Annotated in this window: 24 protein-coding genes; 12 read left to right on the top strand and 12 right to left on the bottom strand. The window is 66.7% G+C overall.

All coding sequences use genetic code 11. The features are described from left to right. Nucleotides 1-102: 102 nt before the first annotated feature. The 5 genes from BLV49_RS08135 to BLV49_RS08115 all read left to right on the top strand — a co-directional run bounded on the left by BLV49_RS08135 (nt 103) and on the right by BLV49_RS08115 (nt 7,491). The gene (locus tag BLV49_RS08135; protein WP_091182433.1) at nt 103-870 is read left to right on the top strand and encodes a TnsA-like heteromeric transposase endonuclease subunit; all 768 of its coding nucleotides are present in this window, start codon (nt 103-105) and stop codon (nt 868-870) included. Continuing rightward, nucleotides 863-2,770: a TnsB C-terminal domain-containing protein gene (locus tag BLV49_RS08130; RefSeq protein WP_091182431.1), complete on the top strand. Its 1,908-nt coding sequence runs from the start codon at nt 863-865 to the stop codon at nt 2,768-2,770. The genes BLV49_RS08135 and BLV49_RS08130 overlap by 8 nt, the downstream gene beginning before the upstream one ends. Before the next feature lie 2 nt (nt 2,771-2,772). Next, nucleotides 2,773-3,828 carry a TniB family NTP-binding protein gene (locus BLV49_RS08125; RefSeq protein WP_091182429.1) on the top strand — a complete coding sequence of 352 codons (1,056 nt, stop codon included), beginning with the start codon at nt 2,773-2,775 and terminating at the stop codon, nt 3,826-3,828. Beyond that, nucleotides 3,825-5,765, top strand: a complete 1,941-nt coding sequence (locus BLV49_RS08120; RefSeq protein WP_091182428.1) for a zinc-ribbon domain-containing protein — start codon at nt 3,825-3,827, stop codon at nt 5,763-5,765. Before BLV49_RS08125 ends, BLV49_RS08120 begins: the two co-directional genes overlap by 4 nt. A gap of 1,234 nt (nt 5,766-6,999) precedes the next feature. Continuing rightward, on the top strand, nt 7,000-7,491 hold the full coding sequence (locus BLV49_RS08115) for an FBP domain-containing protein (protein ID WP_091182426.1): 492 nt from the start codon (nt 7,000-7,002) through the stop codon (nt 7,489-7,491). Between the two features lie 10 nt (nt 7,492-7,501). Here the strand turns inward: BLV49_RS08115 and BLV49_RS08110 are convergent, their stop codons facing one another. Both BLV49_RS08110 and BLV49_RS08105 read right to left on the bottom strand, forming a co-directional pair. Beyond that, complete coding sequence (locus tag BLV49_RS08110; protein WP_091182424.1) at nt 7,502-7,975, bottom strand: universal stress protein; 474 nt, start codon at nt 7,973-7,975, stop codon at nt 7,502-7,504. A 97-nt stretch (nt 7,976-8,072) separates the two neighbouring features. Then, nucleotides 8,073-10,136, bottom strand: coding sequence for an APC family permease (locus BLV49_RS08105; protein WP_245723585.1), 2,064 nt, complete (start codon nt 10,134-10,136; stop codon nt 8,073-8,075). A gap of 109 nt (nt 10,137-10,245) precedes the next feature. Here BLV49_RS08105 and BLV49_RS08100 point away from each other — a divergent pair, with 109 nt between their 5' ends. Further along, nucleotides 10,246-11,415, top strand: a complete 1,170-nt coding sequence (locus BLV49_RS08100; RefSeq protein ID WP_091182421.1) for an SLC13 family permease — start codon at nt 10,246-10,248, stop codon at nt 11,413-11,415. Nucleotides 11,416-11,417: 2 nt separating this feature from the next. Here the strand turns inward: BLV49_RS08100 and BLV49_RS08095 are convergent, their stop codons facing one another. Continuing rightward, entirely contained in the window at nt 11,418-12,074 is a 657-nt protein-coding gene (locus BLV49_RS08095; RefSeq protein WP_091182419.1) for a ScbR family autoregulator-binding transcription factor, read from the bottom strand. 412 nt (nt 12,075-12,486) lie between these two features. On the opposite strand from BLV49_RS08095, the gene BLV49_RS16875 reads away from it, so the two are divergent. Together BLV49_RS16875 and BLV49_RS08090 are read left to right on the top strand one after the other, a co-directional pair. Further along, nucleotides 12,487-12,654: a hypothetical protein gene (locus tag BLV49_RS16875; protein ID WP_176980775.1), complete on the top strand. Its 168-nt coding sequence runs from the start codon at nt 12,487-12,489 to the stop codon at nt 12,652-12,654. Nucleotides 12,655-12,697: 43 nt separating this feature from the next. Then, nucleotides 12,698-12,955 carry a hypothetical protein gene (locus BLV49_RS08090; RefSeq protein WP_091182418.1) on the top strand — a complete coding sequence of 86 codons (258 nt, stop codon included), beginning with the start codon at nt 12,698-12,700 and terminating at the stop codon, nt 12,953-12,955. 13 nt (nt 12,956-12,968) lie between these two features. Here the strand turns inward: BLV49_RS08090 and ypfJ are convergent, their stop codons facing one another. Further along, nucleotides 12,969-13,856 (bottom strand): KPN_02809 family neutral zinc metallopeptidase, encoded by an 888-nt coding sequence (gene ypfJ, locus BLV49_RS08085; protein ID WP_091182416.1) that lies wholly within the window; start codon nt 13,854-13,856, stop codon nt 12,969-12,971. Nucleotides 13,857-13,959: 103 nt separating this feature from the next. On the opposite strand from ypfJ, the gene BLV49_RS08080 reads away from it, so the two are divergent. After that, nucleotides 13,960-14,292 (top strand): cupin domain-containing protein, encoded by a 333-nt coding sequence (locus BLV49_RS08080; RefSeq protein WP_091182415.1) that lies wholly within the window; start codon nt 13,960-13,962, stop codon nt 14,290-14,292. A gap of 91 nt (nt 14,293-14,383) precedes the next feature. Here BLV49_RS08080 and BLV49_RS08075 read toward each other — a convergent pair whose 3' ends face one another. The 4 genes from BLV49_RS08075 to BLV49_RS08060 all read right to left on the bottom strand — a co-directional run bounded on the left by BLV49_RS08075 (nt 14,384) and on the right by BLV49_RS08060 (nt 17,083). Then, nucleotides 14,384-14,587, bottom strand: coding sequence for a cold-shock protein (locus tag BLV49_RS08075; RefSeq protein ID WP_091182413.1), 204 nt, complete (start codon nt 14,585-14,587; stop codon nt 14,384-14,386). Between the two features lie 108 nt (nt 14,588-14,695). Continuing rightward, nucleotides 14,696-15,784 (bottom strand): fatty acid desaturase family protein, encoded by a 1,089-nt coding sequence (locus BLV49_RS08070; RefSeq protein ID WP_245723704.1) that lies wholly within the window; start codon nt 15,782-15,784, stop codon nt 14,696-14,698. Nucleotides 15,785-15,932: 148 nt separating this feature from the next. Beyond that, complete coding sequence (locus tag BLV49_RS08065; RefSeq protein ID WP_091182408.1) at nt 15,933-16,460, bottom strand: DinB family protein; 528 nt, start codon at nt 16,458-16,460, stop codon at nt 15,933-15,935. A 50-nt stretch (nt 16,461-16,510) separates the two neighbouring features. After that, nucleotides 16,511-17,083, bottom strand: coding sequence for a TetR/AcrR family transcriptional regulator (locus tag BLV49_RS08060; RefSeq protein WP_176980773.1), 573 nt, complete (start codon nt 17,081-17,083; stop codon nt 16,511-16,513). Nucleotides 17,084-17,184: 101 nt separating this feature from the next. Between BLV49_RS08060 and BLV49_RS08055 the strand changes: the two genes are divergently transcribed. After that, the gene (locus BLV49_RS08055) at nt 17,185-18,423 is read left to right on the top strand and encodes a glycosyltransferase (RefSeq protein WP_091182404.1); all 1,239 of its coding nucleotides are present in this window, start codon (nt 17,185-17,187) and stop codon (nt 18,421-18,423) included. A gap of 15 nt (nt 18,424-18,438) precedes the next feature. Here BLV49_RS08055 and BLV49_RS08050 read toward each other — a convergent pair whose 3' ends face one another. Then, the gene (locus tag BLV49_RS08050) at nt 18,439-19,707 is read right to left on the bottom strand and encodes a serine hydrolase domain-containing protein (RefSeq protein ID WP_091182402.1); all 1,269 of its coding nucleotides are present in this window, start codon (nt 19,705-19,707) and stop codon (nt 18,439-18,441) included. A gap of 98 nt (nt 19,708-19,805) precedes the next feature. Between BLV49_RS08050 and BLV49_RS08045 the strand changes: the two genes are divergently transcribed. Beyond that, on the top strand, nt 19,806-20,108 hold the full coding sequence (locus tag BLV49_RS08045; RefSeq protein ID WP_091182400.1) for a DUF2470 domain-containing protein: 303 nt from the start codon (nt 19,806-19,808) through the stop codon (nt 20,106-20,108). A 10-nt stretch (nt 20,109-20,118) separates the two neighbouring features. Here BLV49_RS08045 and BLV49_RS08040 read toward each other — a convergent pair whose 3' ends face one another. Then, nucleotides 20,119-21,495, bottom strand: a complete 1,377-nt coding sequence (locus BLV49_RS08040; RefSeq protein WP_091187031.1) for an ATP-dependent DNA helicase — start codon at nt 21,493-21,495, stop codon at nt 20,119-20,121. 60 nt (nt 21,496-21,555) lie between these two features. On the opposite strand from BLV49_RS08040, the gene BLV49_RS08035 reads away from it, so the two are divergent. Beyond that, nucleotides 21,556-22,635, top strand: coding sequence for a hypothetical protein (locus tag BLV49_RS08035; RefSeq protein ID WP_091182399.1), 1,080 nt, complete (start codon nt 21,556-21,558; stop codon nt 22,633-22,635). Nucleotides 22,636-22,638: 3 nt separating this feature from the next. Here BLV49_RS08035 and BLV49_RS08030 read toward each other — a convergent pair whose 3' ends face one another. Further along, a complete protein-coding gene (locus BLV49_RS08030) occupies nt 22,639-24,642 on the bottom strand; it encodes a bifunctional copper resistance protein CopD/cytochrome c oxidase assembly protein (RefSeq protein ID WP_176980772.1) in 2,004 nt (667 codons plus the stop codon). Between the two features lie 100 nt (nt 24,643-24,742). Further along, nucleotides 24,743-25,030 carry an HU family DNA-binding protein gene (locus tag BLV49_RS08025; protein ID WP_091182397.1) on the bottom strand — a complete coding sequence of 96 codons (288 nt, stop codon included), beginning with the start codon at nt 25,028-25,030 and terminating at the stop codon, nt 24,743-24,745. Nucleotides 25,031-25,194: the final 164 nt, after the last annotated feature.

Genomic DNA, 25,194 nt, shown 5'->3' with positions numbered 1-25,194 from the left:
AACACTACAGCATGTATCCCTTCTAGCTTTTTTATGCTCTTTTAGGACACATTATGGCTCGCTTCTCGCGTCTGCGAGGATCACTCGGCGCATACGAAGAGCGTGGACATCAATGAGCTAACAATGACCGTCAAAAACCAAGGGCGCGGCTATCCCGGGGACTGCACCGTCTCCTGGCTAGACGCAGCGTCGACCGCACATGAGGAGCTGGCTTCGGCGAATCTGTTAGAGCGGGAGCTGTATCTTGCTCAACGCATTCGTGAGGGCAACCGGTACCCGCAGCAGCGCAACTATCACGGGTTCTACTTCTTCTCCCAAACCCGGCGTCTGGTCTGGCACGAGTCGTTGCTTGAGGCGAGCATGCTGCGCTGGCTGGACCATACGGCTGACATCGTCGCTGTCGCGACCCAGCCCATGAAGCTCGTCTTCTCCAACGGTGCCTCGCATTTCCCGGACGCTATCGCGATGCGAGCGACCGGCGAGCAGTTGCTCATCGATGTGAAGGCCAGCCGCTATGTGAAGGATGCTGCCGTCGAGCAGTTCGCGCGCACGTCGGCGGTGTGCGAGCGCGTCGGCTGGGAGTATCTGCTTTTCACGGGGCTTCCTGCGGCGACCGAGCGGAATCTGAAGTTCCTCGGTCTGTTCAAGCACCCCGCCTTTCGGCCCGGAGCTGCCGCGACGCACGTTCTCATCTCAGCGCTTCGGGTGAGCCGGATGCCGTTCGGGGAGGCTGCCCGTTTGCTCGCTCCGGACGCGTTGCCGCAGGGCCGCTCGCACCTCCTGCACTTGCTGTGGACTCGCGAAGTCTCCTGCGACATCACCCAGCGACTCACTGACACGACCCTCATCACGGAGGCCCCGAATGCGTGAACTCGACTACAGCGCTCCCGTCGTCCTCGACGATGGCGCCACATACACTCTGGCGAACCACAGCACGACAGCCGTTCGATTGCGTCACAACACCGACGGTTCATTCGTCGACATGCCGTTGTCAGTGCTCGCGCAGCGCGTCACTGGAATGCCGCCGTACAAGGCCACATCCCCGCGCGCATTCGATGACGAGACACTCGCCGACGACGTGCGATTCTGGGCTGGACATGCGACTGAGGTCATCACCGGCGTCCACCCCGATAAACCGTGCGCCGACCCCGCATACGACCTTTCGTTGACGACGAAGACCGCACGCATCAACGCGAAGTCCGCAGAGTTGCGCTCAGCTGGTCACAAGGCATCACCCAAAACGGTTCAACGGCATGTGTTGGCGTTCGAGCACGCAGGAACCAGCGCCCTCGTCGACGGCCGGCGACGGGATGACTCCATCCCGCAAGCCGCCCTGGTCCCTCAGCATGTGCGCACCGTTCTAGCTGAGCTTCTGAGTAAGCAAGTCAATGGCGCGACTCTGACGCGTAAAGAGTTCATCGAGCGAGCTCATGCGCAATTGCTGCGCGACTACGATGCATCTAAGGTCCCGGCCGTGTCGACGATGTACCGGTATTTACAGGCGATGGATGATGGTCGGCACGCGTTCGGGTCGGCGAAGTCACGTCGCACCAAGGCGAACCAGCCGAAGCGCCGTATGGCCAAGTCAGCCGAGCTGGTGCCTGGGGCTCAAGTCCAGGTTGATTCCACTCCGCTGGATGTCCTTGTCCGCAACAGGGAAGGTAACGCGGTCCGCCCGATTTTGACCATCATGGTCGATGCTGCCTCGCGCAGCATCCTGGCATCCACAATCCGGCTCGAGGCCGCCAAAGGCATCGACCACGCGCTGCTGCTGGCACAGGCGCTCGTGCCGTTGCAGAATCGTCCCGACCGCAGTGACCACCGCCGTACCCTGCAGCTGGCTAACCCTGGTCTTAATCTGCTGGAGACGGACGAGTTGGAGCGCCTGGCCGACCGGCAGCCGTATGTGTTCCCCAGGCGCATCATGATGGACAACGGCAAGGACTACGCCTCGACGGTCTTCCTCGCCGCTTGCGAGAAATTCGGTCTGGATGCGACCCTGTCGGCCATCCACACGCCGACGGACAAGGGAATCGTCGAGCGCACGTTCGGCAGCATCAGAACACTGTTTGCCCAGAAGCTCCCTGGCTACACGGGTCGTTCACCTGAGTACCGTGGCCGGGCTCCGGAGAAGGAAGAGCTGCTCTCCGCGGAAGCTGTGCACGAGCTGTTCACGGATTGGGTGCTTCGTGACTGGCAGAACCGCAAACACGACGGCCTGACCGACTTATTCGACCCGACCATCACGTACACGCCCAACGAGGTCCTACAGCGCGCCTCCTGCGTGACCGCCAGCGTCGTCCTGCCGCTCACCCGGTCGGATTTCATCGACCTGCTCCCCACCATGCATCGCACCATTGGCGCGACCGGAGTCACCTATCAACGCCGGGAGTACGACTCGTCACAGCTGAACGAGTTCCGTGGGCACAAATCGAACGACGTGCGACACCGCGGCCTTTGGGAATTCCGGTACGACCCGTACAACCCCTCCGCCATCTGGCTGCGCCACCCGGACGGCGGGTGGGTGGAATGCCAAGACCGCCGGACCGGAGACCTTGACGCGAACTTTGCTGAACTGTTCTTCCAGCACACGCCTGAAAGCGACCGTGAGTACTCCGCCCGCACCAACGCCGCCATCAGCGGAACCCCGCTGCCGGCCCCCACGGACCGTTTCGAGCGGATGGCCGAGCATCTCTCCGAAATGAGCGCGCATAGAGATACCGACGAGGCATACGCCGCGTTCGATGAAGACGATGAAGGGATTTACTGACCATGCTGTTCCGTGACACAGACACTGCAGACGCTCTCCATACTCGAGAGGGGCTCTACTCCTATCTTGCCTCCCGCAAGACAGCACCTCGCGTGCTCCAGGACGAGGACTACGACATCCTCAGCACGGCCGAAAAACACGCATATGACGAGGAACGTATTCGCTTCCTCTCGGGCGATATCACCCTCAACACACCGGCGCTGGCCTCCGCAAAGAAACTCCTCGTGCAGACCATCACCCAAAACCACGGCCGAAACTCTGGCCACGCGGGGATGATGCTCAACGGAAAACCCGGCGTGGGCAAGACCACCGCAGCCAAGTCGTTGCTGCGCTTCACTCATAGCCAGTACGCGAAGCAGTTCCCGGGCTTCGAACGCGCTGGACGACTGCCGGTCGTCTACATCGACGTTCCCGCCTCATCCTCCGGGAAGCTGCTGATGCGCACGTTCGCGGATTTCCTCGGAATCCCCGTCGCGACGAACGAAACGATGGGGACCACGCGGCGCCGCGTCATCGATGCACTCCGGAAGGCGCACACCCAACTCGTCGTCGTCGACGAAATCCAGAACCTTTCCGCCCGCAACATCGGTGCCGGCGAAAGCGTCGACGTGCTCAAGAGCCTCCACAACGAGCTCGCCTGCACGTTCCTGTACGCCGGCATCGACCTCACCTCGGGCGAACTGCTCTCCGGTGTGCGTGGCAATCAGCTCCGCAGCCGCTTCAGCATCCTCGAACTGGGCAACTCCACCATCGGCACGAAAGACGGCAAGGCCGCGTGGCGGAAGCTCGTCGCCGGATTCGAAGCCTCGCTCCCTCTCCGCCACCATGAGAAGGGAACGCTCACGGAGCTCGCCGGCTATCTCTATAGCCGAACGGGTGGTTCCATCGGCTCGCTCAGCCGCCTCATCACTGGAAGCGCCATCCAGGCCATCACCGACCCCACCATCAGCGTGGAACGCGTCGACGAGGACCTCCTCAGCCAGCAAGTCCTCGACGGCACCGCGGAATCCTTCTACGCCAACTACCGTGCCGGCAACCGCAAGGAGGCAACCGCATGACCACGCTCCCGTTCCCGGTGCGGCCCCGCGACAAAGAGACGTTCGAGAGCTACAGCGGCCGCGTACTCCACGCAAATATCTGCGATGCCACGCACCGACGGTCCCTCACCAACGCTGCTACCCCGGACCAGTCGACCGCGAGCAAGAACGCCACCTGGTCGCAGCTGCTAACCGAACTCACCGGCCGCAAGGTCTCCGAACTGGAGAAGCCGCCGGCCCCGGCCCATCATGAAGACGGCAGCTCCTGCCCACAGTGCAACACCGGGCTCGAAGAGCGCTGGATGTGTCTACTCTGCGCCCACGGAGCACAGGTGAAACAGCACCCGCACTTCTCTAACCCCGTCTGCCTCAAACACGCCCGCTGGGTCGGACTCCACACCCCAGTCGAGGAGCAACATCCTGTGAGTGACGAAGTCCACGCCGCCGCATTGACGTTCAAGCGTCTTGCCGACCGAAACCACATCGCACCCTACCTCTACGCGTTCCTTCTCGCCCTCGTGGCGCCCGCGTCGACGAGCGTCGGCAACCGTGCAGCCGAAGCGGCGTCATTCCTCAAAGTCGTCGCACTCGCCGCCATGCTCGCCAGCGACTCGTTCCAACGCAACGTGCTCGACCCCGCCATCACCTACGTCACCGCCTACGCCCGCCTCGAACACCAGATTCGCCGCACCATCGGCGCGCTCGACTACAACATTTCCCGAGGGCTATGGCTGCACCTCAGGCCGACTTTCGCCGCCATCAGACGCTCAATTACACGACAGGAGCCGTACGAGCGCACCTGGGCACACGACCAGCATGTGCGCGCAGACCTCGCCAGGCACTTCGCAAAACACACTGGCAAACTCGCTCCCTTCAGCGAGTACCTCGACGTCACAGAAGACAGCATCGCCAGCGCCGAACAATTCACTGCGGACCTCGGCGCCAGCCGGCTGGTGGTCCGAGGCGAACACACGCTCACCCGGCCGACCTTGCTCGTCTGCGAAAGCGGGCACGAATACATCGCGCAAGAAGCCGCAACCACACGTGTCCCCCAACCCCAAAAAAGGCGCGTGAGACACTGCCCGACCTGCCGAAACCACGTGCTCGAACCGGGCTGGAATGATTTCGCTACCACCCACCCCGAACTCGCCGCCGAACTCGACGTCAAGAAGAGCGGCATCACGCCACGTCAATTCAGAGCCGCCAGCCGGGAGCACTACTGGTGGACATGCCCCCAGGGCCACAGCTACAAGACCCGCCCAACCAACCGCGCGTTCAACCAAACCAGCTGCCCCGTCTGCATGAACCGCAAAATCGTGCCCGGCGTCAACGACATCGCTACAACCCATCCTGAAGTCCTCAGCGAATGGAAGCACCTCGATGACACAGGAGGCCCACACAACTACTCGGCCGGGTCTAGCCGAGCTGTTAGATGGGTATGCCCCAAGGGCCACGAGTACATCATGAGTCCCGTCGACTGGCTCAGCGGCCATCGCTGCCACACATGCGCCCACGAACGACTCCGGAAAAACGGTCGCCATCTTTCAGCAACACACCCGAATCTCGCGGCGGAATGGGACTACGAAGAAAACAAGCTCACGCCGGAGGACATCGACGCAACCTTTCACAAGAAAGTCGCATGGGTCTGCGCGAGCGGGCACCACTACTGGCAACGCGTCGACCTCCGCGCACGTGGATTCCCCTGCACTCGCTGCGCAAAATCAGGCGTCATCCAAGGCAGGAACGACTTGGCCACGACCCACGCCGACCTCGTCAGCGAATGGCACCCATACAAGAACAGACACACGCCGGAGCGCGTCCTCGCCGGCGAGGGTGAGTTCTGGTGGAGATGCCTAGCCGCGGGCCATGACTACCGTCACACCGCAGCACACCGCCGAGAACTTCGCGGCTGCCCGCTCTGCCCCGACCACATGAGAATACTCAACACCACTCACTAAACGCCCCGACCGAAAAGGCGGAGAGACTCGCAGTCTCTCCGCCTTTTTCAATGCCATCCAGCCGAACGCCCAACAGGTCAACTATGCGAGAAAATGCGACAAAAGCCAGGTCAGTTGCAGCGAGAATGCGAGCAATGCTCAATGCCCGCGCGTGCTTGAGTTCTTCAGGTAGGTGGACCGGTCACTTGCGAAAGAAAAAGTCATGTATGCCGAGAAGGGACATATTCGGTGGAAGACGATGAATTCGTTCTACTTGCTCGTGTCTCCGAGAACGCCAATCTTGAGCGAAGAGGACGGCCATCTTATCCGCTCTGGAAAGGCACTATCGGAGCAGCATGGGCAGCTGGGAGCGCTGTTGAAAACTTTGATGCCCCCGACCGGCAAAGCTGGGAATCGTTGATTCAAGAGTCGGAGTTCACTGAGCGTGAAATCGCTCACCATGCTGGCCCGTAGCATATGTGCGATACGCCTCGATCATTCATCAGACAAGGTCGGAGTCATTGTCATGGAGTCTGAAACGTTCGAGCGCTTCACAGTTGCCACACTCAAGCGCGCCCGCGCGTCCTTGCTCCTGGCTGCCGCAGCAGAGATTGTGGCATCCGGTCACTCGCACTTTCCCCGAGTCGTGGAGCGCGAGGATGAGCGCCACGGTAGGCACCCAACCGTTCCCACGCCAGAGCCGCGATGGAAACGGACTCCTCCTTTGCAGGAACGATAAACCGCCAAGGGTTCAGTCACTTCACTCGTGTCATTCTCCAACGCGCCTCAGTCGTGTTGCTGTACACCGGCGGGACGATCAGCCACGCCCACCTGGGATACTCACCGCGGCGATGAGAGTGCCGATCCACAATGTGGCATATATCGAGGGCAGAAGCGGGCTCTCCCCGACACGGACGCCAAAGGCGGCGCAACGTTGGGCGATACGGTGATTGCACGAGGACTATGCAATGGCTAGCGGTGGAGACGCCGTTGCACCGGCCTTGGCGGCTCCGTTCGACATCGCGTCGCCTCGCGCGTACTCTTGTCGCGTGCCACAGCTCATCTCACTTGCTCCGCCCGTTGGGCGTCTGGAGGTCGTCGGCGTCTCATTCGCCGACGCGAGATAGCGCCTTCGCCCCGCTTCCGGGGATCAGTGCGCCCATCGGGCGCTTCCCTCGCTGCGCCACGCCGACGGCGGCATCCGCAGCTCGACTCATCAGGCTCGCCGCGCGAGCCATCAAACGCGAAGGCAACCATGCTGTCCTTGACCGAAAAACAAATCCGCGCGTCGTTCATCAACGCGTCTGTGCGCGAACGCAGCGCCCTCACCCTTCCTGCGAACTTCGACGATCTGGATTGGGACGCGCTCGACTTCCTCGGCTGGCGTGATCCGAAACTGCCGAAGGTCGGGTACGTCGTCGCTGTGCTCGATGGTCAGCCCGTCGGGATCATGCTGAAGCAGGCCGAGGCGAAGACACGCACGCGCCCGCAGTGCTCATGGTGCGAGGACGTCCACCTGCCCAACGACGTCGTGTTCTACAGCGCCAAACGGGCCGGGCAGTCAGGCCGCAACGGCAACACCGTGGGGACGCTCGTCTGCGCGAACTTCGAGTGCTCCGCCAACGCGCGCCGCCGCCCGCCGACGGCCTACATCGGGTTCGACGTGGAGGCGGCACGCCAGCGTCAGATCGAGGCGTTGCGCGCGAACGTCGGGAACTTCCTGCGCGACATCCGCGACAAGAGCTGAGCGAGCGCGCTCAGCGCCGCCGCGCGGGCACGACGACGACCGGTCGATCCTGGAGTCGTGTCAGCGCGGCTGTAATCGAGCCGCTGATCACGTCCTCAACCTCGTGCATCATTCCGCGCCGCACTCCTCCGACGATGATGAGTCGCGCATTGAGCTCGGCTGACAGTCGGCCGAGCGCCTTCGCCGGATCTCCGCCGAGCATGCGGAGGTTCCACGGTGCGCGGCCGGCGACAACGGACTCGACCCGCTCTCCGATGTGAAGGGAGAGTTCCTCCATCTCCTCGTCGACGGCGGGCGCGAGCGAGAGCCCGTCCCGCGTCGACGCCGGAGAGTACTCGACGAGGGACGTGTTGATCATCACATGGCCGATGACGAGTGACGCGCCGAGATCCTGCGCGAGGCTCGCCGCGACCTCGACGATCTCGTCGATGCGCGTCGGTGCGATTCCGACGACGATCACATTGTCCGGGGCTGGCTCAGGCATTGTTCTCCGCCCGATCAGTGTTAGCGTGCGGGCCACGCCGTACGATCATCTTCCACCAGCTCTCGCGGAGGATCAACAGCAGCGTGCCGTCTTCTCGCTACTTGCCCACCGGGCGCTTTCTTCGCTTGTTGCTCGTGCCGGTACGGGGCGCTTCGGAGGCGGGGCGAAGCGGGCGCCGGGCGACCGGCCGGACCGGTTCGCCGCGCCTGTCTTGACCCGGAAGCGGGCGGGAGCGGCGACCGTAGATGAGCGAGGACGAGTCGAGCAGCCACGGAACGAGCGTGACGGAAACTCCGTGGGCGAGCATGAGCTGCCGGCTGATGCGCCGCGCCCGATGGTTGTGCAGGAGCTGCTCCCACCAGTGACCGACGATGTACTGCGGCAGGTAGACCGTGACGAGCTCGGGCCCGCGCTCCTTGCGCCGCCGTTCGATGTACTCGATCAGCGGTAGACCGACTTCCCGGTAGGGCGAGTCGACGATCGTGAGCGGGATGTGGATGTTCTGCTTCTTCCAGTCCCGTTTGAGAGCGGCGGTGTCGTGGTCGCCCGTCGCGACATGCACCGCCTCGATGCTGTCCGGGCGGGAGGCGATCGCGTAGTCCAGGGCCTTGAGCGCGGGCTTCTGCAATCCGCCGACGAGCACTATCGCGTGGTCGCGGTTGCTGCCGAACACTGTCGTCGCGTCGACTTCGACTTCCTTCGCGACATCGCGGTAGTACCGATTCACCCCGAGCATGAGCGTGTACAGCACGGGCATGAAGATGAACACGAGGTACGCGCCGTGCGTGAACTTCGTGATCGTGACCACCACGAGCACGCTGAACGTGAGAACCGCGCCGAACGCGTTGATGCACAGGCTGCGCACGGTGCTTGCGCGAGCGGGATCGCCCGCCCTCAGCAGTCGAATCCAGTGCTTCACCATTCCGCTCTGCCCGAGGGTGAACGACACGAAGACGCCGATGATGTACAGCTGGATCAAGTGCGTCAGACTCGCTTGGAAGATCACGAGCAGCACGATGGCCGCGAGCGCCAGGAGGATGACGCCGTTGGAGTACACGAGCCGGTCGCCGCGGCTGTTGAGCGATTTCGGCGCGTACGCGTCGCGGGCGAGAACGGAGCCGAGCAGCGGGAAGCCGTTGAACGCGGTGTTCGCCGCGAGAAGCAGCACGAGAGCCGTCGCGGCTTGGACGATGAAGAACGGCAGGGAGTTGTCGCCGAACACGGCCGACGCGACTTGGGCGATGACGCTGCGCTGCGGGTCGGTCGCGCAGGTCGCCCAGCCGACCAGATCGCACGGCTGTTCCGCGTAATGCACGCGCGTGATGAGCGCGAGGGACGTGAGTCCTGCGAACAGGGCGATCGCGATGCCGCCGAGCAGCGCGAGCGTGGCCCGGGCGTTGCGGATCTTCGGCACGCGGAACGCGGGAACGCCGTTGGCGACGGCTTCGACGCCGGTCAGGGCGCTGCAGCCGCTCGCGAACGAGCGCAGCAGCAACAGCACGATCGCCGCTTGCGTGAGGCTGGCGCCGTGCACGCCGTAGCCGGCGGACTCCGCGACGGGCGCATCGCCCAGAATCGTGCGGGCCAGCCCGGTGACGATCATCACGCCGATGCTGCCGATGAACACGTACGTGGGGATCGCGAACGCCGTGCTCGCCTCGCGAACGCCGCGCAGGTTGGCGGCGGCGATCACGACGACGAAGCCGACGGCGAGTTCGACCCGGATGCCGCCGAGCTCCGGTATCGCCGAGATGATGTTGTCGACGCCGCTCGCGACCGACACCGACACCGTCAGCACATAGTCGACGAGCAGCGCCGAGGCGACGACGAGCCCGGCCTTCTCCCCCAGGTTCTTGTGCGCGACCTCGTAGTCGCCGCCGCCGGACGGGTACGCCTTGATGAGCTGCCGGTACGATGCGACGACGGTCACGAGCAGCAGGATGACGGCGAGCGCGATCCACGGGGCGAAGCTCAGAAACGCGAGACCGCCGATTGTCAGGATCATCAGCAGTTCCTGAGGCCCGTAGGCGACAGACGACAGCGCATCGCTCGCGAAGATGGGGAGCGCGAGGCGCTTGCTCAAAAGCTGTTCGTCAAGCTTCTCGTTCGGCAGGGGTTCGCCGAGCAGCCACCGTTTCGGTGACCGTCCTTCAGTTGTCACGAAGGATGACACTACACCCGCGCCGTCCCCTGTCAAGACGCTTGTTCTGAGGGATGATGACGCCCTTCTCGGGCGTGGATCGGCGCGGCTTCGTGCTTAGAATCCGAGCATGAGCAGCCGACGGCGACGACGGTGGCGCTACGCCGTTCTGGCGCTCCCCGCCCTCGCGTTCGCGTGCCTCGTCTCGGGTGCTCTTCCCGTTCAGGATGCCGCAGGCCTCGCGGACCGCGCGATACCGGTTCTGTCCTTCGTCGCCGGGATCACCGTCGTCGCCGAGCTCGCGAGCGCGGCGGGCGTGTTCGTCGGCATCGCGGCTGCGCTCGCCCGCTTCGGGCGCGGCCGGATCGGTCTCATCTGGCTGCTCGTGGTCGCGCTGTGCGTGTGCTGCACGGCGTTTCTCTCCCTTGACACGACGGCCGTGCTTCTCACTCCCGTGGTCGTGATGCTTGCCCGCCGGATCGGCGCTCCCGCGTTCGTGTTCGCGCTCACCGCCGTGTGGCTCGCCAACACGGCATCGCTCTTCCTTCCCGTGTCGAATCTGACGAACCTGCTCGCGGCCGACCGGCTGCGGCTGACGCCGACGGCGTTCGCTGCCGCCTTCGGCGTGCCCGCTGTCGCCGCTGTCGTGTGCTGTCTCGCCCTGCTCGTCGGTGTCAATCGCCGCGCGCTCAGGGGGCGCTACGCGACCGCACCGGCGGCGGCTGTCGCCGATCGTCCCCTGTTCCTCAGCATGGCGGTGCTCGTGGCAGCCACGGTCCCGCTTCTCGTCACCGGCATCCCCGTTGGCATCACCGCGGGCGTCGCGGCGATCGCGATGGCTGGCGTATTCGAGTGGCGCCGCCCCGGCTTCGTCTCGATCCGTCTCATCCCGTGGCGCGTGCTCATGATCGCCGCGAGCCTTTTCGTCATCGTCGAGACGCTGCACGCGCACGGCGCCTCCCAGCTCGTCGTCGCGGCCCTCGGCGGTGGAGAGTCGCTCCCCGACCTGCTCCGACTGGCCGGCGCGGGTGCGGTGAGCGCGAACCTCGCGAACAACCTGCCCGCCTACCTGCTGCTCGAGCCGGCCGGCGACTCGCCCGTTCGGCTCGCCGCTGTGCTCATCGGCGTCAACGTCGGCCCGCTCGTGTCGCCGTGGGCGTCCCTCGCCACCCTGCTGTGGCACGATCGCTTGCGCGCGATGGGCGAGAACGTCTCGTGGGGCCGTTTTGCGCTGCTCGGCGCGCTCGTCGTCGTGGTCGCGGTTCCCGTCACCACGCTCGCGCTTGCGGTCACGGGCTGACCTCAGGGCAGAGTGACCTCGGGTGCGGGCCCGAAGACCTCGTCGACCAGCTGCCGCGCGGCAGCGGCATCCGTCGCCGGGACGAGGGCGAGCACGAGGATCTTCCACATGCGGTTCAGACGCGCGTCGAGATCACGGCGGCCCGTGATCGCGTCGGCGACGAGCTGCACGCCTGTGTAGGCGGGGCTGATGAACTGCCCGAAGGAGTCGGGGTCGATGTCGGGCACGAAGCGGCCTTCGGCCTGGCCCTGACGCACGAGCCCGGCGAAGGTCTGCATCCAGTCGGTGTACGGATCCTTCACGGGGGTCTTGAACGTCGTCGTGTCGGTCGTCAGCCGGATGCCGGCGGCGGTGATGGGGTCGTGCTGCATGCGCTGCGAGAGATCGTGGCACATCTCGAGCATGATGCGCAGCGGATCCGTCACGCGTTCGAGGATTCCCATGGCGCCCTCGCGCGCTCGCGCGTGCTGGGTGTCGACGATCGCGTGGGCGATGTCCTCTTTCGAGCGGTAGTGGAAGTAGAGAGCGCCCTTCGTCACGCCCGCAGCCTCGACGATGTCGGACAGCGAGGCGTTGAGGTATCCCTTGCGCTGCACGACATCGGCGGCCGCCTCGAGGATGCGCTGCCTCGTGGCCTGAGCACGCTGCTGTTGTGCCACGTGGACCCCTTCGGTTGTCGAGGCTCACCGGCACCTCGGCTCTTCCAGAGTAGCCGGGTGTTTCTCAATGTTTCCGCACAGTGCGCGGCCCACTTTGCAAAACCGGTCGAATGGTATGTAATTGTTGTGGGGAATCAGTGCGCCCGCAGACCCTCCGACGTCTCGGAAGGTGCCGACGCCTGCCGCCACACGGCCGATCGTAGCCGGTGGCCCTCAGGGGCCCGGTTCTGCATCGGGGGTTGCAGCCGGGCCCCTCACCTCACGCCGACGCTGATAGCCGCGCACGCGCGCCTTAGCAGAGCCGTCGCCCACTCGGCAAGGGTTCGCTCTCCACTTTGCCGCTCTCGCTGAGCGGTGGCAGATTTGCTCTCACCACCCCCACTCGGGGGCCGGGCCGTGGAGAGGAGCCACCATGAGCGTCACCTTCGGCGAAACATTCGTCCCTTCCCGTCGCAGCCGATTCAGCGAGGTGCGCGAAGCAGCGCGCGACCGCATCCTGCTCGGAATCGCAACCGGCGTCGGCATCGCCTGCACGCCGCTCATCATCGGCGGCGCGATCGCCGCCGCGTACTACCTCTGAGAGCGCGCTCGAGCACGCCGACGAAAAAGGAAAGGACTTCTCGATGACAATCACAAACCCCACCGCCCCCGCACGCACGATCACCGCCTCCGACTTCTCGTGGCGCGAGGCGGACGCCGGCCTGTGGGTCGCCACGGTGCGCGGCAGCTTCGCCGGCTCGGTCGACCGCGTCGACGGGCAGTTCCAGGCCCACGACCCGCTCGGCCGCTACCGCGGCGCGTTCCCGTCGCTCGAGCAGGCGCAGCGCCTGCTCGCCGCCTTCGCCGCCCACCCGAGCATGTCCCGCCACTTCGGCGGCTGAACCCCCGCGAGACCTAGAGGGATCGCGTCGAGAAGGTGTCGCACGCCTCGGCGCCGCCGCGGTAGCCGTTCGTGAACCACGACTGCCGCTGCTCGCTCGTTCCGTGCGTGAAGGTGTGGGGCGTGACTTGGCCCTGCACCTTCTCCTGGATGCGGTCGTCACCGACAGCGGCGGCGGCGCTCAGCGCGTCGGCGATCTGAGCGTCGGTCGGCTGCTTGAGCAGGGTCGTGCCCTGCTCGTCCTTCGTCTTCGAGGCCGCGGCGACCCACGCTCCGGCGTAGCAGTCGGCCTGCAGCTCGATGCGCACCTGGTTGGACTCCGGCCCTGTCTGCCCGTCGGAGTACCGGTCGAGATCCCCCAGAAGGTTCTGCACGTGGTGGCCCCACTCGTGCGCGATCACGTACATCTGCGCGAGCGAGCCTCCGCTCGAGCCGAACTGGCTGCGCAGCTGGTCGAAGAACGACACGTCCACGTAGATGTGCTCGTCGCTCGGGCAGTAGAAGGGCCCCGTCGCACTCGTCGCAGACCCGCATCCGGTCTGCGTCGCGTCAGTGAACAGCGTCACCTCCTGCGGCGGCGCGTACTGTCCGCCGAGCGCGGGCACTTCGTCTTCCCAGTAGTCGTCGAGGGATGCCGCGGCGCCCTTGACCCGGCATTCGGCGCTCGCGTTCGCGTCTGCGCCGGTCTGGCAGTTCTCGAGCGACTCCCCGGCCACCTCGCCGCCACCGCCGGTTCCCCCGCCGACGAGCCCCGAGAGGTCGACGCCGAACAGCTGCGAGATGAGGAAGACAGCGATGAGGCCGACTCCGCCGATCCCGCCGCCGATCGCGACCCCGCGGCCGCGCTTGCGCACGCGATCGCCTCCGCCGCCGCCCAGATTCGCATTGTCGTTGAACGTCATACCGGAACAGTACCCACGTCGAGCGTGATTCACGCCGCACGCGTGACATCGCCGCGCGGGCCGGGCAGACTGGCAGGAGCATTCAACGGCGAGGAGGACGCTCGTGCAGAAGACATCGTTGACGGCTCTGGCGCGGCACGAGCTCGAGCACGCGCTCTCGGGGTCGAGCGGACGCAGCGCGAAGACGCTCTACGGCGGCCAGGAGCACCAGTTGCGGCAGACTCTCGTCGCCCTGCGTGCGGGCGTCGTCATGGCCGAGCACGAGAATCCCGGCGAGGCAACCGTGCAAGTGCTGCACGGTCGGCTCGAGCTCGCGACGGCGGACGCGTCGTGGTCGGGCTGGGTCGGCGATCTCATCATCGTCCCCGATGCGACGCACAAGGTCACCGCCGTCGAGGACTGCGTCTTCCTGCTCACTGTCGTCAAGACCCAGTGAGCGAGCGGATGCCGCGGCCGGCGGCATCCGCAGTGCACGACGCCGCCCGGCCCCACGTGGGGACAGGGCGGCGTCGCGAGGTGGCGCGAGCCTAGAGAGCGCGGATGTTCTCGGCCTGCAGACCCTTCGGGCCGCGGGCGGTCTCGAACTCCACCTTCTGTCCCTCGTCGAGCGAGCGGTAGCCGTTGCCCGAGATGGCGGAGAAGTGCGCGAAGACGTCAGCGCTTCCGTCGTCGGGAGCGATGAAGCCGAAGCCCTTGTCAGCGTTGAACCATTTGACGGTGCCAGTTGCCATGTATTTCTTTCCTTATTCTGCGGGAGCCGCTCGTGCGGCTCCATCGTTCACGCTCGGTTGAGGGCGAACGTCGTGTCGGGTGCGGTCGCACCCGGGTCTGTGGGCCGCTCAGACACGCCGGAACTGGGTGACGAGCGGACAGTCGAAGGGGTCGCGCGCGGCGAGGCCGACGCGATTGAGGTATGCGATCACGATCGCATAGGAGTTCACGAGAGTGGTCTCCGTGTAGGGCACGCCGAGCGTCGCGCAGTGCTCGCGCACGATCTCGCGCGCCCGCGCGAGGTGCGGGCGCGGCATGCTCGGGAACAAGTGGTGCTCGATCTGATAGTTGAGCCCGCCCATGAGGGCGCTCGCCCACCAGCCTCCGCTGATGTTGCGGGAGGTACGCACTTGCTTGCTGAAGAAGTCGAGCTTCGCATCGCGCGGCACGAGGGGCATGCCCTTGTGGTTGGGCGCGAAGGATGCCCCCATGTAGACGCCGAACACCGCGAGCTGCACGCCGAGGAACGCGAACGCCATGCCGAGCGGCAGGAAGGCGAACAGCACGGTGAGGTACAGGGCGAAGTGCGCGGCGATGAGCGCCAACTCGATCGCGCGGCCCTTCACCTTTCCCGCGGCGAAGAGCGTGCGAATGGAGCGGTAGTGCAGGTTGACGCCCTCGCCGAGCAGCAGCGGGAAGAAGAGGTATCCCTGCTTGCGGGTGATGAGCGCGATGAGTCCGCGAGCCTTCGCGGCATCCTCCTCGACGAACGAGATCGTGTCGACCTCGATGTCGGGGTCCTTGCCGAGCTTGTTCGGGTTCGCGTGGTGGCGGTTGTGCTTGTTCATCCACCACGAGTAGCTCATGCCGACGACGAACGTGGCGATGAACCGGCCGAGGCGGTCGTTCGCGGGCCCCGAGGCGAGCACCTGGCGGTGCGACGCCTCGTGCGCGAAGAAGGCGAACTGCGTGAAGATGACGCCGAGCGCCCCGGCGATGAGCAGCTGGAACCAGCTGTCGCCGAGCAGGACGAAGCCGACGGCCGCGCCGACGAGGCTCAGCGTCAGCGCTCCGCCGAGAACGGCGTAGAACAGGTGCGTGCGGTTCAGCAGACCGAGGTCTTTCACCGCGCGGGAGACGTCAGTGTACGAGCGAGTGATGCTCGCTGCACCGGGGATGCGGGGCCGCGTCGCCCTGACAGCACCCAACTGCCCGATGGGCAATGAGGGAAAAGAGATAGAACACCAACTCGATCGGCGGCCGGGGCCGCATGAAAGCCAAAGGCAGATCGCCGATCGCTGAGTTCATGCTACGGCAGATTCCCGGCATTCGGCTGAGCGTTTTTGTCGGATGCCGCCGGCGCGGTCAGCCGCGGTCGCGCGTCACGTCCCACGCGTGGTGCACGAGGTCGTGCGCGTAGTAGCGCCCAAGCGTCTCGATCGTGAACCGGGAGCCGTTGCTGCGCAGTCCCGTGCGCGCGGCGTACTCGGCGGGCACCGCGTCGAACGCCTCGGCCGTGCCGAATGCGGCCTCCATGAGCTGCGTCGACACGTCGCGGGGATCCTGCTCGGCGTAGGCGCCGGCCTCGGCCGCGGCATCCTGATCCCAGTCCGCGAACTCGGGGTCGTCGTGCGTCATCATGAGCACGAGCCGCTCGGCGAAGACGTTGTGCACGTCGCGCACGTGACACGCGTACTCGAGCGGTGACCACGTGGCGGCGTCCGGGCGCACGGCCACGTCGGGGCGCTCGAGCACCTCGGCCCAGATGCCCGCGTTCGTGCGCGCCATGTCACCGACCTCGTCGAGCTCGAGCGTGCTCGCGTCGAAGCCGCACTCGGGGCAGCGCCGTTCGATGACCCACGTCCAGTCCTTGGTGTCGGGTGTGATCGCCATGCCCCCAGCCTAGGAGCACGCGCGCGCCGTGTCAGCCGCGCTGCGCGGCCTCACGCCGCGTGAGCGAGGATCCCTTCGACGAGAGCCTCGAGGTCCGCCCGCGTCGCGGCAGCGTCGAGCCCCTGCGCCTGCCGCAGCTGAGCCCACGTGAAGACGTCGAGCGCGGCGACGAGAAGCCGCGTCGCGCGCGCGCGCCGGGCCGGATCGAGCGCCGCGATCTGCGGGGCGAGCGCTGACTCCACCCACGCGCGATGGGCGCGCCGGCCGTACTCCGCGGCCTCGGCGAGCGCGTCGATCCGATCGGCGAGGGCGAGCATGCGCAGCGTTCCCGGCCCCGACTGCTCGTAGTCGCTCACGGCGACGTCGACGACGGACGCCAGATCGCCGACGCGCACGGCGGCGCGGTGCTTCGTGATGCGGGGCCCCGTGCGCTCTTCGAGACCGACCAGGTACAGCTGCCCCTTCGAGCCGAAGTGGTTCACGATCGTCTGCTGCGACACTCCCGCTTCGCGCGCGATATCGGCGAGGGTCACTTCGTCGTACCAGCGCTCGGCCAAGAGGCGCTCGGCCGCGTCGAGGATGACGGTGCGCGTGCGCTGCGCCGCGGCATTGCGGGAACCCATGTGGTAACGGCGCCGCTCCGAGGATTTCTTTTCATTAGTACTTGACACAAATGAATAGTAGCGCATACTAGTGAATTACACACGACCAGTGAGGAATTCTCATGTCACGCATTCTCGCGTATACCTCGCCCGCCTCCGGGCACCTGTACCCCCTCGTCCCCGGCCTGCTGGAGTTGCAGCGCCGCGGCCACCACGTGCACGTTCGCACCCTGTCGAAAGCGCTGCCCTCGCTGGCTGCCGTGGGTCTCGAGGCGAGCGCCGTCGACCCCCGCATCCTCGACGTGGAGGTCACCGACTACCGGGCGCGCTCGAGCAAGGAGCGGCTGCTGTCGGGACTCACCGACGTCATGCGGCGCGGGGCGCTCGACGGCGCGGATCTCGACGACGCCATTCGCGAGTTCCGCCCCGACGCGCTCATCGTCGACGCGAACGCGTACGGCGCGCTCGTGCACGCGGAGGCGAGCCGCCTCCCCTGGGCGCTCGCGATGCCGTCCCTTCTGCCGCTTCCCGAGCCCGGCATCCCGCCCTACAGCCTCGGCCTCGCACCCGCGCGCTCCGCACTGGGGCGAGTCAGGGATGCCGCGCTGTGGCCGCTCGTCGAGCGCGCGTTCGGCAAGGCGATGCTCCCGGGGCTCAACGGGCTCCGACGCTCAGCCGGGCTGCCGGAGTTCGCGTCGCCGCTCGACCAGTACACGCGGCCGGATCTGGTTCTCGGCCTCACGGGCGAGCCTCTCGAGTATCCGCGCCGGCGCCTCCCCTCGAACGTTCGCCTCGTCGGCTTCCAGGCATGGGATCCGCCCGCGGCCGCGCCGGACTATCTGTCGGAGCCGGGTGATCCGTGGATCCTCGTCACGTGCTCGACCGACTACCAGGGCGACGAGTCGCTCGCCCGCGTCGCCGTCGAGGCTCTGCGCGACCAGCCGTACCGCGTGCTGCTGACGCTCGCCGACGCCTTTGACGGCGCAGCGCTGCCGAGCGCGGGCAACGTGCGCGCCGAGCGCTTCGTGCCGCACGCGCCCGTGCTTGAGAGGGCTGCCGCCGTCGTGACGCACAGCGGGATGGGGATCGTGGGGAAGGCGACTCGGGCGGGCGTGCCGGTCGTCGCCGTGCCGTTCGGCCGGGATCAGCCGGAGATCGCTCGCCGCGTCGTCGAGGCGGGCACGGGCGTCGCGGTCCCCGCGGCGCGGCTCACAGTCGAGAGGCTCCGGGAGGCCGTCGCCGATGCTGTCGCCCGAAGCGGCCGAGCACGCGAGGTCGCTGCCGAACTCGCCGCGCACGATGCTCCCCGCGCATTCGCGGATGCCGTCACGGGCATCGTCCCGCAATTGCAGCGCAGCTGAGCTGCGGCGCCCGGCTCACTGGCAGACGGCGAGCTTGCCGATGGCATCCTGCATCTGGCCGGCGGACCACGGCAGGTCGAGACCGGGCGCCGTGTTCCCCTTCGCCGCCGGCACCTTTGACGCGTACGAGGCGAGCTGCATAGCGAGGTCGAGCGCGAGGCCGGAGCCGGCCGTTGAGTTGTTGAGCATGACGACGATCGTGAGGCCCGACGACGGATCGCTGAGCGACGCGGTGATGAAGCCGGGCACGTCTCCCGCCTGGCCGTAGAGCGGACCGTAGTGGTAGGTGCCGAAGCCGTACTGCTGCCACGATTCCGCCTTGTCGCCGATCGGCCGGGTCTGCTTCTGCACGTCGGCCGTGCCCTTCTTGAACAGCGCTCCCGTCGCGAACGCCTGCGAGAACGCATGCACGTCGGCGGCTGTCGACACGACGCCGGCGGAGGTGTAGCCGAGCGACGACGACAGCTTCGATTCGTCGAACGGCGCATCGCACTGCAGCTTGCCGTCGACCTTGAGAGCCTCGTAGGCGTGCAGGCTCGAGTCAGGCAGCTCGGTCTTCGCCGGCGAGGGGAGGGTGCTGCGGTCCATCCCCACGGGGGTGAACACGTACTCGTTGTACAGCTCGTTCATCTGCTTGCCCGTCGCGGCCTCGAGCGCCATGCCGAGCAGCACGTAGCCCGTGTCGGCTGGCGAGAACGTGTCACCGGGGTCTGCGGCCTTCGTGGCCATGCCGTCGTTGTAGAGCTCGTTCGGGCTCCAGATGCGCTCGGGGTTCTGGATGAAGATGTTGTCGAGGTTCCCGCGGTAGCCGCCGAGCCCCGAGGTTCCCGTGCACAGGTTCGAGAAGGTGATTCCCGTGAGGCCAACGGTGCCGGGGAGGTAGTCCGCGACCTTGTCGTTCAGCGACACCTTCCCCTTGTCGACGAGCGCGAGGAGCACACTGCACGTCATCGGCTGCGTGTTCTGGCCGATGCGGAACGCCATGTCCGGCTCGACCTCCGTCTTCCCGTCGATCTCGGTGACGCCGTAGCCCTTGAGGCTGCTGCCCGCCCACGGCGCCCACACGCCGACGATCGCTCCGGGAGCGGCGGCCATCGCCATGGCGTTCGCGACCGCGTCATCGATCTGCTTGCCCGTCTCCGCGGGAAGCTCTCCGTCGGCCTGCGCGGGAAGCGTCACTGTCGGCCCGGGATCGCCGGTGCAGCCCGTGAGCGCGAGAAGCCCTGCCCCTGCCAGCGCCAGAATCGAAAGACCGCGTCGGCCGTGCCTGAGCTTCTCCACCATCGATGTCCCCCTGACGTCTCGCAGGATTGTATCGACGTTGCCTGAATCGAACCCGAACACGTCTGGCGCAGCTCGAGCCCGCCTGCTTAGCTAGCTGCATGACGCTCCACTTCGAGGCCGATGTCGTCCACGCCGTGCTCGCCCATCTGAACGACGACCACGCGGAGGCCAGTCGCGCGATCGTGCACGCCTTCGCCGATGCGACGGCTTCCGACGTGTCGATGGTCGGCCTCGACGGCGACGGCGGAGATTGGGAGTACACGGATGCCGCCGGCGATGTCGTCCACACGCGCATCCCATGGCCCCACGAGGTCACGGAACGCGACGAGGTGCGCGACACCTTCGACGCGCTGCACGCGAGGGCCCGCGAGCGTCTCGGCGGGCGCCCGCACTCGCGGTGAGCCCGGCGGCTCAGTCGGCGCGGCTCACGGCCGTGGCGGCATCCGCCCCGCGCACGCGCGTGACGCCCGCCATGAACCGCTCGACGTCGCGGTCGACGATGATGTCGCTCGGCCGCAGCGGCCGGGAGAGGTACAGTCCGTCGAGCGATGTCAGCCGGCTGAGCGCGACATAGGTCTGGCCGGGGCTGAAGGCGCGCGGCCCGAGGTCCACGACGGCGCGATCGTACGTCTTGCCCTGCGACTTGTGGATCGTCACGGCCCACGCGAGCCGGAGCGGGAACTGCTCGAAGTCGGCGACGACCTCGCGCTTGAGCCGCTTGGTGGCGGCGGAGTAGCTGTAGCGGTATTTCTCCCACGTCGCCGGCTCGACCTCGTGCTCTTCGCCGTCGACTTCGACGAAGACGTTCGAGGTGATGCGCGTGACCGTGCCGATCGTGCCGTTCACCCAGCGCAGCCCGCCGTCGTGCACGCTGTCGTTGCGCAAGAACATGACTTGCGCGCCGACCTTGAGCTCGAGGGTCTCTTCCGCCGGGTAGGCGCGGCCGCCGAAGTCGCCGTTGATCTCCGCCTTCGCGCTCAGGGCGCGGCCGGGCAGCCGCGCGAGCGCCGCGTTGTTGATGCGGTTCACGCTCGCGTTGCGGGACGCGAGCGTGATGACGCCGTCGTCGGGCGGCCTGCGGGCGCCCATGCTGTTGAGCCGACCCGCGATCTCCGCCGTCACCTGCCCGTGCCGCACGGCGTTGAGCATGTGCTTGAAGTCGAGCTCGTGCTGGCGGTGGATCTCGGTGAGCTCGACGATCGTGAGCGAGGCCTCGAGCCACACCTTCGCGTCGAAGAACCACATCGAACGGTAGGTGTCCGCGAAATAGGCGCGTTCCTCCGGATCCCCCGGCACGGGGGCGAGCTGGTAGGGGTCGCCGAACAACACGATCTGCACGCCGCCGAACGGCTCCGATTTGCGCTGCCGCGCCTGCCGGAGACTGCGGTCGATGGCGTCCATGAGGTCGGCGTTGACCATCGACACCTCGTCGATGACAAGGGTCTCGATGGTGTTCAGCAGCTTGCGCACGGCGTCGTTCTGCTCGATGTCGCTGTCGGCGATGACGCCGATCGGCAGTCGGAAGAGGGAGTGGATGGTCTGGCCGCCCACGTTGAGCGCGGCGACGCCGGTCGGTGCGGCGATGACGAGCTGCTTCTCGGTGCGCCACGCGAGCTCGTTGAGAAGCGTGGATTTTCCGGTGCCCGCGCGTCCGGTCACGAAGACGTGCTCGCGCGTCTTCTCGATCAGATCGAAGACGGCCTGCTGCTCAGCGGCGAGGACGAACGTGGGACTACTGATGGCGGCATCCTCTTTCGCTATCGTGCCGCCCGCGGGCGACCCCACCATGATAGGCGACGGGGAGCGCTCCCCGTCGCCCGCCATCCCCGCTCACCTTAGGATGGCCGTGTGACTCAGGTAGACGCGCAGCAGAGCGGCGAGCCGCACGACGCCGAATCCCGTTCGGGCTCCGCCGCGAAGACGCGGGCGATCATCGTGTGGGCTGCCATCGGCGTGCTCTTCCTCGCTGCGGCCGCGTCCGCTGTCGGCTCGCTCGAGCGCACGGTGTATGGGGCGCGCGGTGTCGTGAACGAGTACTTCGACGCACTGCAGCGGGGGGACGCCGCGGCGGCGCTCGAGGTTCCGGGCGTGGCCCTCGACGCGGCAGGGCTCCAAGCGGCGGGGCTGCCCGAGAACGCGTCGACGGCGATGCTCCGCCGTGACGTCATGCCCGACCCCACGGAGGTCCAGTTCGTCTCGGACACCGTCGATGCGAAGGGCGTGCACGAGGTCACGTATTCATACGAGCTCGACGGCACCGCGGGACAGACGACGTTTCGGCTGACGAAGGTCGGCGGCCTGTTCGGGCACTGGGAGTTCGTGACGAGTCCCCTCGCGGCTGTGAACCTCACCGTCAAGCACTCGTCCGTCTTCGAGATGAACGGGTTCGCGCTCGACACCCGCCAGGTCTCGGAGAAGGGCGCGAAGGCGCATTTCGAGAACATCGCGAACATCCTCGTGTTCACACCGGGAAGCTATACGTTCAAGACGGACACGGACTTCGTCGTCTCCGAGGACAAGCGCGTGTTCGCCGACGCGCCCGCGAACGTCGAGGAGGCGTCGCTCGACGCCGAGCCGACGGACGCGCTCGTCGATGCGGTGCAGAAGCAGTTCGATGCGCAGCTCGACGCGTGCGCGAAGCAAGTGGTGCTGCAGCCGACGGGCTGCCCGTTCGGCTACCACGTGTCCGACCGGGTGTCGGGGCAGCCGGCATGGAGCATCGGCTCGTACCCGGACATCACGCTGACTCCCGGCAGCGACTCGTGGCTCATCCCCGCTGTCGACGGCGTCGCGACGATCGACGTCGACATCCAGTCGCTCGCCGACGGCTCGGTCCGCAACGTCAGCGACAGCGTCCCGTTCACCGCGTCGGGCGCCGTCTATCTCTTCTCCGACGGAACCCTGACGACGCAGCTGCTCACCGAGTAGCCCTCACACGCGGTCGCGTTCGGCGAGCCGGGCGAGCTGCGCGTTGTAGGCGCGAAGCTCGGCGTCGCCCGAGCGCGCCTCCCGACGGTCGATGCGCCTCTGGTCCTTCGTGTCGCTCGTGGCCCACTGCACGGCCACGACGATCGCGAGAGCGAGAGTCGGGATCTCGCCGACGCTCCACGCGATCCCGCCGCCGACGAACTGGTCCTCCATGGGCGTCGCTCCCCACGTGCGGCCCATGGCGCCGAACCAGTCGGCGGCGAACAGGCCGGTGCTCATCATGATCGAGAGCCCGAAGAAAGCGTGCGTCGCCATGGTCGCGAGCAGCAGCAGCAGCCGCATCGGATAGCCGAGGCGCTCGGGGCCCGGGTCGATGCCGATGAGCGCGTTGACGAACAAGTAGCCGGTGAGCAGGAAGTGCACGATCATCCACTCGTGACCGATGTGCTCCTCCATCGCCCAGCGCAGCAGCGGGGAGTAGTAGAAGACCCACAGGGAGCCGGCGAACAGAACGGCGGCGATGACGCCGTTGCTGAGGAACCGCGCGTAGCTCGAGTGCACGAAGATGAGGATCCACTCGCGGGCTCCGCGCGAGCCGTCGTCGCGCTTGCGGATGGCGCGCATCGCGAGAGTGATGGGCGCGCCCGGGACGAGGAGAACGGGAACCGCCATGGTCAGGCCCATGTGCTCGAGCATGTGCACGCTGAACATGTAGTCCTGGTACACGTTCGAGGCCCCGCACGTGAGCCAGAACAGCAGGAGCAGTCCCGCGACCCAGGATGCGGTGCGCAGCGGCGACCAGCGGTCGCCGCGCTTGTGCAGCCGCCACACGCCGGCGAGGTAGAAGAAGAGCCCGAAGCCGCACACGAGCAGCCAGATCAGGTCGATGTTCCATGCCGTGACGAACTTCATCGCCGTCAGCGGATCGGGAAGCGGGTCCCCCGTGAGGAGAATCGCGGGGGTTCCCGTGACGGGAGCCTCCTGTGGGACGGGAGTCGCGCTGCGCGCGAGCGCCGCAGCGACGCCGGAGGCGATGCCCATGAAGGCGAGCTCCGCGACGGCGAGGGACCAGAACATGCGCGTGCGCTTCGCCGCGGCCGCCGTCACGGTCTTCGCGGCTCCCGCCGCGGTCTGCGGCATCCGACCGATGATCCAACGGCGGTAGATCGCGCCGAACAGGCCGAGAGCGATGAGCGCTGCGACCTTGAGCACGACGAGAAGGCCGTAGGGCGTGAGCAGCTGCGGAAGCGTGCCGATGCGCAGCTGCGCGCTCACGTAGCCGGAGAGCGCGACGACGATGAAGCAGATGAGCGCGAGCGTGGAGTAGCGGCGCAGCGCGTCGATGATCTCGCCGCCGTCGAGCTGCTTCTTCACGAGGATGAGGGCGAGCAGCCCGCCGATCCAGACGGCGGCGAACATGAGGTGCAGGCCGAGACCGTTCACGGCGGCGTCGTGGCTTGCCGCACCGGCCGCGTGTCCCTGCTCGGCCATGGGCACGAGGGAGACGAGCGCGAGAAGGCCGACGAAGAGCACGCCGGTCTGACCGCGCACGGCGAAGCACAGCACGGTCACGGCGGCCGCGATGAGTGTCGTGATGAGCCACGCCTGGCCGAGCGCGACGTCGGTGAAGAAGAAGCCGAGCTTCTGGCCGAAGTCGCTGCCGAAGGAGAACGACGCGCCCGTCACGTTGAGGAATGTGAACACTCCGGTGACGGCGGAGGCGATCGCGTAGACAGCGGCACCGGCCGCGGCGACGTCGAGGGCCCGCGCGTAGGCGGGCCGGGTGGCGTCGAGCACGAACAGCGCGACGGTGAGCGTGCCGAGAGTGAGCGCCGCACCGAGATTGACGAGCAGCTTCGCGATCGGCAGGCCCCAGCGCACGGCGGCGCCGGGATCGCCGATCGCCGGCGCTTCCGCTCCCCCGCCGATGACCAGGCCGACGAGCACGGCGGCGAAGGCAGCCAGAACGAGCACGGCGGGGCCGAGGATGCGAAGGGAGCGGGTCACCCCTCAAGGGTAAGCCTGACCGGCTGGGAGTCGCCGCCTGCCGGAAAGCGCTGTGGGGCGCCGCGCGAACGCGCGGCGCCCCACAGCGGAGAGCTGTTGGCTACTTAGCGGCAGCCTTGAGCTTCGATCCAGCGGTCACCTTGACCGAGTGGCCGGCCGGGATGTTGATGGTCTCGCCGGTCTGCGGGTTGCGGCCCGTGCGAGCGGCGCGGTCGGTGCGCTCGACAGCGAGCCAGCCGGGAACCGAAACCTTGACGCCGTTGCTGACCGCGTCAGCAAGCTCGGCGAACAGCGCGTCGAGCACACCGCCGACGGCGGCCTGGCTCTGGCCGGTCGATGAGGCGATCTTCGCGACGAGCTCGGTCTTGTTGAGCGACTTATCAGCCATTGAGTTGTCCTCCTCGGACGATTACTGCGTGGATCACGCTTCGTGTTGTCCCCTGTGAGCAGTCCCACCGAGGCTCTGTGACTCGTTGAATGTAACAGAGTTCCGCGTGATTTCGCGGATTTATGCGGGTTTCGAGCACATTTATCCGGCGTGTCGGGGCCGGA

It is taken from the genome of Paramicrobacterium humi (genome assembly GCF_900105715.1).
Lineage (GTDB): Bacteria > Actinomycetota > Actinomycetes > Actinomycetales > Microbacteriaceae > Paramicrobacterium > Paramicrobacterium humi.
Note: the sequence above shows the minus strand (reverse complement) of the source record. Positions and strands in the feature narration are given on the sequence as shown.